This is a genomic window from Isoptericola nanjingensis (assembly GCF_050311635.1).
GTDB lineage: Bacteria > Actinomycetota > Actinomycetes > Actinomycetales > Cellulomonadaceae > Isoptericola > Isoptericola nanjingensis.
This window is the reverse complement of the sequence record NZ_JBNOZL010000001.1, coordinates 450,399-462,941: the sequence shown is the minus strand read 5'-3', so window position 1 is coordinate 462,941 and position 12,543 is coordinate 450,399. Positions and strand designations below refer to the sequence as shown.

The following is a 12,543-nucleotide window of genomic DNA, read 5'->3' as shown; positions in this document are numbered from 1 at the left end:
TCCGGAGGGCAGGGTGTGCCGACGCAGCACACCCTGCCCCCTATCCTTGTCCTGGCCACACCCCGTCGTGGCCGTCGTCCTGGCAACGAGGCCCGAAACTTGAACCCGTGGCCCTGGGAATCCCGGGGCGAACGAGGAGACAACACACATGCTCTGGTATCTCGGACGCAGGCTCCTACAGGTGATCCCTGTGTTCCTGGGAGCGACGCTCCTGCTCTACGCACTCGTGTTCCTGCGGCCCGGAGACCCCGTGGCAGGCCTGGGCGGGGAGCGCGGTCTCCCCGAGGCCGTGCAAGCCCAGATCCGCGAGCAGTACAACCTGAACGAACCGTTCATCGTGCAGTACCTGCTGTTCCTCAAGGGCGTCTTCACGCTCGACTTCGGCGTCGACTTCCGAGGTCAGGACATCATGGACGTCATCGGCGCGGCGCTGCCGGTCACGTTCCAGCTCGCGATCATGGCGCTCGTCATCGAGGCCGTCTTCGGCGTCCTCTTCGGCCTCTTCGCCGGCATGCGCAAGGGCGGCTGGTTCGACGGCACCGTGCTGGTGATCAGCCTGCTCGTCATCTCCGTCCCGACGTTCGTCATCGGCTTCGTGCTGCAGTTCGTGATGGGTGTGAAGCTCGGCTGGTTCCCCGTCACCGTCGGCAGGGACCCCAACTTCTACAGTCTCCTGCTACCGGCGATCGTGCTGGCAGCGACGTCGTTCGCGTACGTGATCCGCCTGACCCGCACGTCGGTCGCGGAGAACCTCAGTGCCGACTACGTCCGCACCGCGCGGGCCAAGGGGCTCCGTCGCTCGCAGGTCACCGGCCGCCACGTGCTGCGCAACTCGCTCATCCCCGTCGTGACGTTCCTGGGCGCCGACCTCGGCAACCTCATGGGCGGCGCGATCGTGACGGAGGGCATCTTCAACATCAACGGCGTCGGGGGGACGCTCTACCAGGCGATCATCCGCGGCGAGAACATCACCGTCGTCTCGCTCACGACCGTGCTGGTCATCGTCTACATCCTGGCGAACCTGCTCGTCGACCTCCTCTACGCCGCCCTCGACCCGAGGATCCGTTATGCCTGAGAACCGATACGAGACCGTGCCCGGCGGACGGCGACCGCGCCCCGGGCAGGAGCACTTCGCCGCCGAGGTCGACGAGGGCGGCCTCGGTGCCGTCGACGCGGTCAAGACGGACGAGGCGCCGTCCAGCCTCTGGCGCGACGCGTGGCGCCAGATGCGCCGCCGCCCCATGTTCTGGGTCGCGGCCGTGATCATCCTGCTCGTCATCACGGTGGCGGCGTTCCCCGGCTGGTTCACGTCCGTGCACCCCCGCTTCGACTGCGAGCTCGCCAAGTCGCTCGACGGCCCCGAGCCCGGGCACCCGTTCGGCTTCGACAAGCAGGGCTGCGACATCTACGCGCGCACCATCTACGGTGCCCGCGCGTCCGTGCTCGTGGGCGTCATGTCCACGGCGATGGTCGTGATCCTCGGCACCATCATGGGGGCCGTCGCCGGCTACTTCGCCGGCTGGTTCGACGTCATCCTGTCGCGCATCACCGACATCTTCTTCGCGATCCCGCTGGTGCTGGCCGCCATCGTCATCATGTCGATCACCACCAACCGGACCAGCTTCACGGTGGCCCTGGTGCTCGCCGCCTTCGGGTGGACGTCGATCGCCCGCATCACGCGCGGCACCGTGATGTCCGTGAAGAACAACGAGTTCGTCACCGCCGCCCGCTCGCTCGGCATGGGGCGCGGCAAGATCCTGCTGAGGCACGTGCTGCCCAACTCGGCCGCACCGATCATCGTGTACGCCACGGTCGCGCTGGGCACGTTCATCGTCGCGGAGGCGACGCTGAGCTTCCTCGGCATCGGCCTGCCGCCCAGCACCGTGTCGTGGGGTGGAGACATCGCGCAGGCCCAGCGGGCGATCCGCCAGGCCCCCGAGATCCTCTTCTACCCGGCCGCCGGCCTGGCCATCACGGTGCTCGGCTTCATCATGATGGGCGACGTCGTGCGCGACGCCCTCGACCCGAAGGCACGGAAGCGATGACGACACAGTTCCCAGTGACGAACGGCAACCAGCCCGTCGGTGAGGGCGCCGGCCGCAGCTACGAGGCGGGGACCGACAAGCCCCTGCTCGAGATCCGCGACCTCGAGGTGTCGTTCACGACCTCCGAGGGCGTCGTGCACGCCGTCCGCGGTGCCGACATCACCGTGTACCCCGGTCAGTCGGTCGCGATCGTCGGCGAGTCCGGGTCGGGCAAGTCGACCACCGCGCACGCCGTGATCGACCTGCTGCCCGGCACCGGCAAGGTGACCGGCGGCAGCATCACGTTCGACGGTCGCGAGATCGTGGGCCTGCCCCGCACGGAGATCGAGGCGATGCGCGGCCGGGACATCGGCCTCGTCCCGCAGGACCCGATGTCCAACCTCAACCCGGTGTGGCGCATCGGCACCCAGATCGAGGAGGCCCTCAAGGCCAACGGCTTCGAGGGCGGCAAGCGGGAGCGCAAGGAGCGTGTCGCCGGCCTGCTCCAGGAGGCCGGGCTGCCCGACGCCGAGCGGCGGGCGCGCCAGTTCCCGCACGAGTTCTCGGGCGGCATGCGCCAGCGCTCGCTCATCGCGATCGGGCTGGCCTCGCGGCCGAAGCTCCTCATCGCGGACGAGCCGACGTCGGCCCTCGACGTCACGGTGCAGCGGCAGATCCTCGACCACCTCGACGTGCTCACGCAGGAGCTCGGCACCGCCGTCCTGTTCATCACGCACGACCTGGGCCTGGCCGCGGAGCGCGCCGAGCACCTCGTGGTGATGTTCAAGGGACGTGTCGTCGAGTCGGGCCCGGCCCAGCAGATCCTCGCGAACCCGCAGCACCCGTACACGCAGCGGCTGGTCGCCTCGGCGCCGTCGCTCGCGTCCCGCCGCATCCAGGTGGCGCACGAGCAGGGCGAGGAGTCGGACGAGCTGCTGGCGCCCGACCTCGAGGCGACGGTCCCGCTCCGGGCTGCCGGCAAGGCGGCGCAGTCGGACATCGTCGTGGCGAAGAACCTCACGAAGGTCTTCAGCATCCGTGGCGGACGCCCGGGGGCGTCGACGGACTTCAAGGCCGTCGACGACGTGAGCTTCACCCTCCAGCGTGGCCACACGCTGGCCCTGGTGGGCGAGTCCGGCTCCGGCAAGTCCACGGCGGCGAACATGGTGCTGGGCCTGCTCGACCCGACCTCCGGGGTCGTCGAGTTCGACGGCGCGGACGTCGCGAAGTACTCGCCCAAGGAGGCCTTCGCGTTCCGGCGGCGCATCCAGCCGGTGTTCCAGAACCCGTACGGCTCGCTCGACCCGACGTTCTCCATCTTCCGGTCGATCGAGGAGCCCCTGGCCCTCCACAGGGTCGGCGGCAAGAGGGAGCGCGAGAAGCGGGTGCGGGAGCTCCTCGACATGGTGTCGCTGCCCCAGTCGGCGATGCGCCGCTTCCCGAACGAGCTCTCCGGCGGTCAGCGGCAGCGCATCGCCATCGCGCGTGCGCTCGCCCTGCGTCCCGAGGTCATCGTGCTCGACGAGGCCGTGTCGGCCCTCGACGTGCTCGTCCAGGCGCAGATCCTGGAGCTCCTCGGGAACCTTCAGGAGGAGCTGGGGCTCTCGTACCTGTTCATCACCCACGACCTCGCGGTCGTGCGACAGATCGCCGACTCGGTGGTCGTGATGCAGAACGGTCGGGTCGTGGAGCAGGCCACCACCGACGAGGTGTTCGACAACCCGCGCCAGCAGTACACGCGCGACCTGCTCGCCGCCATCCCCGGTGCGGGGCTGGAGGGCGCGGCGATCGCGGGCTGACGCCCCGTCGTCCGTTTGCCGATGGGCGGACCCGGCGTCAGGGTGAAGGGCATGGCAGGGGCATCGACGCTGGCCCGCGGGGTCTTCTATCCGGCAGCAGGCATCATCCTGCTGTTCGTCCTGGTCGCGGTCCTCTTCACCGACGCCACCGACGCCGTGATGACCACGCTCCAGGGCGAGGTGATCGGCGCCTTCGGCTGGTACTACGTGCTCCTGGTGGCCGCCTTCGTCATCTTCGCGATCTGGATGGGGCTGAGCCGCTTCGGCGACATCGTGCTCGGCCCGGACGACGAGGCGCCCGATTTCAAGCTCCCCGTGTGGTTCTCCATGCTCTTCGCCACCGGCATGGGCATCGGGCTCGTCTACTACGGCGTGTCCGAGCCGCTGTCCCACTTCGTCACCCCGAAGCCCGGCGTGACCGGCGACGACGCCGCCCTCGCCCAGGCGGCGATCTCGCAGACGTACGTGCACTGGGGCATCCACGCCTGGGCGATCTACGTGGTGGCCGGTCTCGCGCTGGCGTACGCGATCCACCGCAAGGGCCGTCCCGTGTCGATCCGCTGGGCCCTCGAGCCGGTGCTCGGCGACCGCGTCAAGGGCTGGCTGGGCAACGTCATCGACGTCGTGGCGATCATCGGAACCGTCTTCGGCGTCGCGACCTCCCTCGGCCTGGGCGTGCTGCAGGTGGCGCACGGCCTGGGCTATCTCGACGTCGTGGAGCCGAGCACCGCCCTCGAGCTCGGCCTGATCGCGGCGATCACCGCGCTCGCGGCGTTCTCGGTGGCCTCGGGCCTGTCCAAGGGCATCAAGTGGTTGTCCAACGGGAACATGGTGCTCGCAGGAGTCGTGCTGGCCGTCGTGCTGGTGCTGGGCCCCACCCTGTTCATCCTGCGCAGCTGGGTGCAGTCGTTCGGGTACTACTTCGCGAACGTCATCCAGATGACGTTCGACACCCTGGCCTTCCGGGGCGACGAGGGCCTGGCCTGGGAGTCGAGCTGGACGATCTTCTACTGGGGCTGGTGGATCTCCTGGGCACCCTTCGTGGGCGTCTTCATCGCGCGGATCTCGCGCGGGCGCACGGTGCGCGAGTTCGTCCTCGGCACGCTGGCCGTCCCGATGGCCGTCGCCACGATCTGGTTCAGCGTGTTCGGGGGAGCGGGGCTGCACCAGGAGATGACGGAGCCCGGCAGCATGCTGGACCCCGCGACCGGAGGCGTGAACACCGACACGGCGATGTTCCAGCTCTTCGACAGCCTGCCGGGTGCCGGGACGTGGCTGTCCGTGGCGGGCATCGTGCTGGTGGTCATCTTCTTCGTGACGTCGTCCGACTCGGGGTCGTTCGTGGTCGACATGCTCGCGAACGGCGGCGACCCGAACCCGCCGCTGTGGAGCCGGCTGTTCTGGGCGATCCTCGAGGGCCTGGTCGCGGCAGCGCTGCTCCTGGCGGGCGGGCTCACGGCGCTGCAGACGGCCGCGATCCTCATCGCCCTGCCGTTCTCGCTGGTCCTCATCGGGATGGCGGTGTCCATCGTCAAGGAGCTCAGCGTGGAGCACCGGCAGATCGTGCGCGCCGAGCGTCGCGCCGCCCGGGCGGAGCTCACGGAGCACGTCACGGAGAAGGTGGCGACCACGCTGGCCGGCCGGTGGGAGAACGTCCTGCCGCCCGCGCCGGGCGCGCTGCGGCTGCGCGTGCCGCGCCGTCGGGAGGCGAAGGGACCACCCGGAACAGCGCCCGGAAGTGCGCCTGGGAAGCCGCGGGAGGCGGGCGGGGACGAGCAGCCTGGACCGGGCGGGTAAGATAGCGGCGGCCCGATTGACGGGTCGCCTCCCCACCCCAGGAAATGAGACCCGTAGATGTCTGTGCGCTCCGACCTGCGCAACGTGGCGATCGTCGCCCACGTCGACCACGGCAAGACGACCCTCGTGGACGCCATGCTGCGCCAGGCAGGCGCCTTCTCCGCCCACCAGCACGTGGACGACCGCGTCATGGACTCCGGTGACCTGGAGCGCGAGAAGGGCATCACCATCCTCGCGAAGAACACCGCGGTCCGGTACGCCGGCCCGGCGGCGGCGGAGGCGGGCGAGCCCGACGGCATCACCATCAACGTGATCGACACCCCGGGGCACGCCGACTTCGGCGGCGAGGTCGAGCGCGGCCTGTCCATGGTGGACGGCGTCGTGCTGCTGGTCGACGCGTCCGAGGGCCCGCTGCCCCAGACCCGCTTCGTGCTGCGCAAGGCGCTCGCCGCGAAGCTGCCCGTGATCGTCGTCGTGAACAAGGTCGACCGCCCCGACGCGCGCATCACCGAGGTCGTGGGGGAGACCACCGACCTGCTGCTCGGCCTCGCGAGCGACCTGTCCGACGAGGTCCCCGACCTCGACCTGGACGCCATCCTCGACGTGCCCGTCGTGTACGCGTCGGCCAAGGCCGGCCGCGCGTCGATCGACCAGCCCGCCGACGGTGCGCTCCCCGCGAACGAGGACCTCGAGCCGCTGTTCGGCACCATCCTCGAGAAGATCCCCGCGCCGACCTACGAGGCGGACATGCCGCTGCAGGCGCACGTCACGAACCTCGACGCGTCGCCGTTCCTCGGCCGGCTCGCGCTGCTGCGCATCTTCAACGGCACCCTGCGCAAGGGCCAGACGGTCGCCTGGGCCCGCCACGACGGCACCCTGTCGAGCGTGCGGATCACCGAGCTGCTCGAGACCAAGGCGCTCGACCGCGTGCCCACCGAGTCCGCGGGGCCCGGCGAGATCGTGGCCGTGGCCGGCATCTCCGACATCATGATCGGCGAGACCCTCACGGACGTGGACGACCCGCGCCCGCTGCCGCTCATCACGGTGGACGACCCGGCGATCTCGATGACCATCGGCATCAACACCTCGCCGCTGGCGGGCAAGGGCGGCAAGGGCCACAAGGTCACGGCGCGCCAGGTCAAGGACCGCCTCGACTCCGAGCTCATCGGCAACGTGTCGCTCAAGGTGCTCCCCACCGAGCGCCCGGACGCGTGGGAGGTGCAGGGCCGTGGCGAGCTGGCCCTGGCGATCCTCGTCGAGCAGATGCGCCGCGAGGGCTTCGAGCTCACGGTCGGCAAGCCGCAGGTCGTCACGAAGCAGATCGACGGCAAGCGGCACGAGCCGATGGAGCGCATGACCATCGACGTGCCGGAGGAGTACCTCGGCGCCGTCACCCAGCTGCTCGCGCAGCGCAAGGGCCGCATGGAGACGATGAGCAACCACGGCACCGGCTGGGTGCGCATGGAGTTCATGGTCCCGGCGCGCGGCCTCATCGGCTTCCGTACGCAGTTCCTCACCGAGACGCGCGGCACCGGCATCGCGGCGTCCATCTCCGAGGGCTTCGAGCCGTGGCACGGCCCGATCGAGTCGCGCAACACGGGCTCCCTGGTCGCCGACCGCGCGGGCAAGGTGACGCCGTTCGCCATGATCAACCTGCAGGAGCGCGGCTCGTTCTTCGTCGACCCCACGCAGGAGGTCTACGAGGGCATGATCGTCGGCGAGAACTCCCGCAACGAGGACATGGACGTCAACATCACCAAGGAGAAGAAGCTGACGAACATGCGGTCCTCGACCGCCGACAACTTCGAGAACCTCATCCCGCCGCGCCACCTCACGCTCGAGGAGTCCCTCGAGTTCGCGCGCGAGGACGAGTGCGTCGAGGTGACGCCGGAGGTCGTGCGGATCCGCAAGGTCGAGCTCGACGCCACGGCGCGCGCCCGGGCGACGGCGCGGGCCAAGCGCGCCTGACCCGCTCCCGGTGACCGGCCCCGCCGCGCCCGCCCCGGAGCAGCCGGTGCCCGACGGCGGGCTGCTCGCGGTGCACGCGCACCCCGACGACGAGACCCTCGCGACCGGCGCGCTCCTCGCGTCGTGGGCGGCCGCGGGTCGGCCGGTCGCCGTCGTCACCTGCACGCGCGGCGAGCGCGGCGAGGTCATCGACACGCCGTCGCACCCCACCGGCCTGGCGCGCCTCGAGGGCGACGGCCCGGCGCTCGCTGCGCACCGGGAGACCGAGCTGGCCGCGGCCCTGGCCGCGCTCGGTGGCGGGCCGGGCGTCGTCGGGCACGTGTTCCTCGACGCCGTCGACCTGTCAGACGCTCAGGTCACCGGGGTGCGCCCCGGGTCTGACCCCGCCGGCGAGGCGCGCGCGGTGTCGGACGTCCAGCCCACCGGGATGCGCCCAGGATCCGACACGCGGTTCGAGGACTCCGGCATGGCGTGGGTCGCGCCGGGAGTGGCCGGGCCGGCGGACGACGCGCCCGCGACCGCGTTCGTGCGCGTCCCGCTCGACGACGCCGCCGCGCGTCTGGCGGCCGTCGTGCGCGCCCGCCGCCCCGACGTGGTGGCGACGTACGAGGAGCAGGGCGGGTACGGGCACCCGGACCACGTCCGCACGCACGAGGTCACGGTGCGGGCGCTCGCCCTCGCGGCCGACCCGGACGCCCCCGTGCCCGGCGAGCCCTGGGGCGACGCCGAGCTGTGGCGTGCGGTGACGCCGTCCGCCGCGCTCCGGGCGGGGCGCCGCGCGCTGGCCGCCGCGCCCGCGGTCCAGGACCTCGCGGCCCGCACCGGGCTGACGTTCCCCGACCCGGACGAACCTCTGCCCCCGCTCGCGCGCCACGACGCGGAGCTGCGCGACGCCGGGCCGCACGACGTCGCCCAGGTCGCCGTCGCCCCGGTGCTCGACCGGGTGCTCGCCGCGATGCGCGCGCACGCCACCCAGGTGCAGCACGCCACCGGGGCCCCGGAGGCGGCGCTGCCCGGTGCCGACCTGCCCGGCTGGTACGCCCTCAGCAACGCCGTGCTCGCCCCGGTGCCGGCGCACGAGGTCTACCTCGTGTCCTCGTCGCCCACGGCGCCGGACGTCGCGGCACGCCGGACGCCGGTAGGCTCGCGCCGATGACCAGCCCCGAGCACGCGACGTCCACCTCGCCCGTTCCCCCTGCGGGTGCGGGCCGGTGGTGGAGGTCCGCCGCGCGGACGCTCCTGGCCGTCGCGCTGGGCGGCGTCGTCGGGGTGCTCGGCACGGTCGCGCACCGCACCCAGTGGCACGACCTGCCCGCCGGCATCGTGCTGGCCCTCGCGATCACGCTGTCCACGGCGGTCCTGTGCCGCGCGTGGGCCGGGCTGGGCCCGCTGCTCGCCGCCGGCGCCGGCTGGGTCGTGGCCGTGCAGGTGCTGGCCGTCGCGGGGCCCGGCGGGGACGTGCTGGTCCCTGCCCAGGCGGTGGGCCTGGTGTGGACCTACGGCGGCCTGGCGATGTTCCTCGTCGCAGCCTTCCTGCCCCGGTCCTGGTTCTCCGACCGGCGGGGCTGACGCCCGGTCCACGCGGCCGCCTGTGAGCGTCCCGTGCGCGCCACCCGGCCGGGCGTGACGAAGCTGTGCGGACCGGCGTCCGATTTGGCGCTTTCACCCCGGACTTGCGCCGAGGCGGTCGGTGCCGCCCGAGTAGGATCCCCCAGGCGGGTCTGCCCGCTCACCTGTCCCCCGGGGCGTCGCCCCGCACCCCACCCTGACGGAGCATGCATGGGTCACCCGACCGAGCGCGAGCCGGACCCCGCCGGGTCCGCACCCGCCGAGCCTGCGCGCCCCGAAGCCGAGCCCGAGCCCCAGGCCGGAGTGCCCGCCGCGGCGCCCGAGGAAGCCGGTGCCGCCGAGCCGTCCGCCGCCGAGCCGTCCGCCGCGCCCGAGGCTCCCGCCGCCCCCGAGGTCGCGCAGCCCCCGGTCGCGCAGCCCCCGGTCGCGCAGCCCCCGGTGGCTCAGGGGCCCGCCGCGACGGCGCAGGCTCCCGGGCAGCCGGCCGACGACGAGCCGGAGACGCCGTACGAGCCGCGCGTGCGGCTGTACGAGCAGCGCGTCATCGCGACCGTGCCGGCACCGTCGGGACCGCCGACGCAGGCGCTGCCGGCGGTGGCGGCCTCGGTCGCCGGCCCTTCGGCGGCCCCGGCCGGCCCGGCGTTCGCCGGCGGCCCTGCGGACCCGGCCGGGGCGGCCACGCCGCCGCCCGCGGACCCGGGCTCCCCGCTCGACGGCCTGGCCGGCGACGGTGCGCCCAGCCGCGCACCGAAGGTCGCGCTGTGGGCCGGCGTCGGGCTCGTGGTCGTCGCGGGCCTCTACGCGGGGGCGCAGTGGGCCGTCGCAGGGACGGTGCCGAAGGGCACCAGCGTCGCCGGGGTCGAGATCGGCGGGATGGACACCGGGCCCGCGGTCGCGGCGCTCGACGACGGCCTGGGCGAGCGCGCCGCCGAGCCGATCGACGTCCGGGCGGGCGAGGCCTCGAGCACGATCGACCCGGCCTCCGCGGGCCTGTCGTTCGACGCGCAGGCGACCGTCGACGGGCTCACGGGGTTCTCGCTCAGCCCCGCGCACCTGTGGGAGCACCTCGTCGGCGGCGACGCCGTACCGCCCGTCGTCGACGTCTCCCGGCCCACGCTCACCGAGGCGGTCTCCGGCCTGGAGGACTCCCTGAAGGTCGAGCCGGTGGACGGCTCGGTCGGGTTCAAGGGGGCCAAGGCCGTGTCCACGGACGCGGTCGAGGGGTCCAGCGTGCTGGTCGACGACGCCGTGGACGCCGTCGTGGACGCCTGGCTCGTCACGTCCGGGCCGGTCGACCTGCCGACCGAGGTCGTCGAGCCCGCGGTCACGCAGGCGGAGACGGACGCCGCCCTCGAGCAGGCGCAGCAGGTGGTGAGCGGTCCCGTCACGGTCGACGTGGGGGAGCAGTCCGCGGAGCTGACCCCGAAGCAGCTCGCCAAGGCGACGTCGTTCAAGAACTCCGACGGTGAGCTGAAGGCGCGGTTCGACGGCGAGAAGCTGGTCTCCGACGTCGTGGACGACACCGACGACCTGCTCACCGAGCCGGACGACGCGCACTTCGTGTTCGCCGGCGGCAAGCCGGTCGTCGAGGGCGGGGAGCAGGGCACGACGCTCGACCCGGACGACACCGCGTCCGCCGTCGGCGACGCCGCCCTCTCGGACGACCGGACGACCGAGGTGAAGCTCGTCGAGCGCGAGCCGGAGCACACCAAGGAGGCCCTCGAGGACATGGGGGTCAAGGAGGTCGTCTCGTCCTTCTCGACCCCGCTCACGAGCGAGCCGATCCGCACCCGCAACCTCGAGCGGGGCGCCCAGATCGTCACCGGCACCCTCGTGGCACCGGGGGAGACCTTCTCGCTGCTCGACACCCTGTCACCGATCGACGAGTCGAACGGCTTCGTCGCGGCCGGCGTCGTGAGCAACGGCGTGCACACCGACGCCGTGGGCGGTGGCCTGTCCCAGATGGCCACCACCACGTACAACGCCGGCTTCCTCGCCGGGTACGACGACGCGGGCCACCAGCCCCACAGCTACTGGTTCAGCCGGTACCCCGCGGGGCGCGAGGCGACCATCTACGTGGGCGCCATCGACATGAAGTTCACCAACGACACCCCGTACGGCGCCGTCATGCAGTCGTGGGTCTCGGGCGGCGAGCTGCACGTGCAGATCTGGTCGACGAAGTACTACGAGGTCACGAAGCAGGCGGGCGACAAGCGCAACGTCGTGCCGGCCACGGCCGTGCACAAGTCGGGTGCGGGCTGCGAGCCGTACCCGGGCGGGAACGACGGGTTCACGATCACGAACTACCGGCAGGTCTTCCACGACGGCAAGCAGGTCAAGGACGAGTCGAAGACCTGGACCTACAAGCCCGACAACCCCGTCGTGTGCGACCAGCCGAAGGCCGACCGCGACGACGACCGCCAGCCCAAGGACGACGGCAAGGACGACGCCGCCGACGACGGGAAGGCCGAGGAGGACTGATGCTCGGACGCTCGGAACGCGAGTCCCCGGCGCACGCCGCGCAGGCGGCGCACGACGCGGGCTGGTCGGGGGTCGCCCCCGGGTCCGCGGTGGCCACGGCCGTGCCGGACGAGTCGATCGAGCTGCTGGACCTCGGCACGACGTCGGACACGCTGGCCACGGTGGCGACCATCGACGACCTGGCGGCGGTGGTGCACCTGGGGCATCCGGAGCAGCCGTCGCCGGGGCTCGAGGAGGCGCTGCTCGCCGGTGAGCCGTCGCTCATCGTCACGGCCGCCGTGCCGGTCGCGCCCCAGTGGGTGTGGGTGGCCCCGGCGGGCGCGACGGGCGGCCAGGTGGTCATCGACGAGGCGGGGATGCGGGACTGCCAGGACCTGCTGCGCGCCATGGGCGTGAGCCCGCGGCTGGTGCCGACCCGCACCCCGGTGGACGAGCGTGTCGCGCTGGCGGGTGCGGCCGGCTCGCTCGTGGTCGAGCGGTCCCGGGTGCCCGCGGGCTGGGTCGAGGTACCCGGCAGCGAGCGGCTCGCCGGGAGGCGGCCGGTCTGGTACGGGCTCCTCGAGGCGCGGGCGGCATGGCCGCGGTTCGACGTTCCCGCCCAGGTGTGGCTCGCCGTCGGGCCGTCGGACGACCACCGCGGGTCCCTGCAGCACACGCTGGCGGTCCTGTCGGCGGCGGGCGTCGACCTGCAGCACCTGCGCAGCCACCCCTCGGCCCACGGGCCGCACGTCTTCTTCACCTCGTTCGGCTGCGCGAGCGTCGACGTGCTCGACGGGCTCGTCGCGGAGCTCGACGGGCGCGGCGTCGCGCACCGCACGCTGGCCGTGCTGCCGGGCGAGGGCTTCGTGCCCGGCCCCGTGCCGCTGGCGCCACGGTGGGCCACCGGCCCCGCCGGGGCGTGAGGG

At 72.6% G+C, this 12,543-nt stretch carries 9 protein-coding genes; all 9 read left to right on the top strand.

From position 1 onward, the window contains the following. Positions 1-148: 148 nt before the first annotated feature. The 9 genes from ACQP6G_RS02240 to ACQP6G_RS02200 all read left to right on the top strand — a co-directional run bounded on the left by ACQP6G_RS02240 (position 149) and on the right by ACQP6G_RS02200 (position 12,540). The gene (locus ACQP6G_RS02240) at positions 149-1,075 is read left to right on the top strand and encodes an ABC transporter permease (protein ID WP_429762536.1); all 927 of its coding nucleotides are present in this window, start codon (positions 149-151) and stop codon (positions 1,073-1,075) included. Then, entirely contained in the window at positions 1,068-2,045 is a 978-nt protein-coding gene (locus ACQP6G_RS02235; protein WP_429762535.1) for an ABC transporter permease, read from the top strand. The genes ACQP6G_RS02240 and ACQP6G_RS02235 overlap by 8 nt, the downstream gene beginning before the upstream one ends. Continuing rightward, positions 2,042-3,823, top strand: coding sequence for a dipeptide ABC transporter ATP-binding protein (locus ACQP6G_RS02230; RefSeq protein WP_429762534.1), 1,782 nt, complete (start codon positions 2,042-2,044; stop codon positions 3,821-3,823). Before ACQP6G_RS02235 ends, ACQP6G_RS02230 begins: the two co-directional genes overlap by 4 nt. A gap of 51 nt (positions 3,824-3,874) precedes the next feature. Beyond that, complete coding sequence (locus tag ACQP6G_RS02225; RefSeq protein WP_429762533.1) at positions 3,875-5,620, top strand: BCCT family transporter; 1,746 nt, start codon at positions 3,875-3,877, stop codon at positions 5,618-5,620. Positions 5,621-5,677: 57 nt separating this feature from the next. Beyond that, a complete protein-coding gene (typA, locus tag ACQP6G_RS02220; RefSeq protein ID WP_429762532.1) occupies positions 5,678-7,588 on the top strand; it encodes a translational GTPase TypA in 1,911 nt (636 codons plus the stop codon). Between the two features lie 10 nt (positions 7,589-7,598). Beyond that, a complete protein-coding gene (locus ACQP6G_RS02215; protein WP_429762531.1) occupies positions 7,599-8,744 on the top strand; it encodes a PIG-L family deacetylase in 1,146 nt (381 codons plus the stop codon). Next, complete coding sequence (locus ACQP6G_RS02210; protein ID WP_429762530.1) at positions 8,741-9,157, top strand: DUF6113 family protein; 417 nt, start codon at positions 8,741-8,743, stop codon at positions 9,155-9,157. The genes ACQP6G_RS02215 and ACQP6G_RS02210 overlap by 4 nt, the downstream gene beginning before the upstream one ends. 210 nt (positions 9,158-9,367) lie before the next feature. Next, the gene (locus ACQP6G_RS02205) at positions 9,368-11,638 is read left to right on the top strand and encodes a VanW family protein (protein WP_429762529.1); all 2,271 of its coding nucleotides are present in this window, start codon (positions 9,368-9,370) and stop codon (positions 11,636-11,638) included. Then, positions 11,638-12,540: a hypothetical protein gene (locus ACQP6G_RS02200; protein ID WP_429762528.1), complete on the top strand. Its 903-nt coding sequence runs from the start codon at positions 11,638-11,640 to the stop codon at positions 12,538-12,540. The genes ACQP6G_RS02205 and ACQP6G_RS02200 overlap by 1 nt, the downstream gene beginning before the upstream one ends. The last annotated feature ends 3 nt before the right edge of the window (positions 12,541-12,543 follow it).